This is a genomic window from Pelomonas dachongensis (genome assembly GCF_043555865.1).
GTDB classification, from domain to species: Bacteria; Pseudomonadota; Gammaproteobacteria; order Burkholderiales; family Burkholderiaceae_C; genus Pelomonas; species Pelomonas dachongensis.
Genome location: NZ_JBIGHY010000053.1, coordinates 1 through 286, shown reverse-complemented (window position 1 = coordinate 286; position 286 = coordinate 1). Strand labels below are relative to the sequence as shown.

The 286-nt window shown below is 67.8% G+C and carries 1 protein-coding gene; it reads left to right on the top strand.

Annotated features, from left to right (window positions below; all coding sequences use genetic code 11):
* The coding region (locus tag ACG02S_RS26290) for a hypothetical protein (protein ID WP_394473449.1) at positions 1–286 on the top strand (286 nt) is incomplete at both ends.

Genomic DNA, 286 nt, shown 5'->3' with positions numbered 1-286 from the left:
GCGAACTTCACCGCCACCAGCGCCAACGCGTACATCACCACGGACGCGCTCAATGCCGCGCTGGCGACCGGTGCGCACGTCACGGTGTCCACGGGCGGTACCGGCGCGGGTACGCAGTCGGGCACGATCAACCTCAACGGCGCGACGATCGGTGGCTCCGCCTGCGGCAGCACCACCTGCCAGCTGACGCTGCTGGTCGACGGCGACATCATTGCCACCGGCTTTTCGTCCATCAGTGGCAACTTCTCGGAGGTGCGCCTGCGCGCCGGCGACGAAGGATCGATCA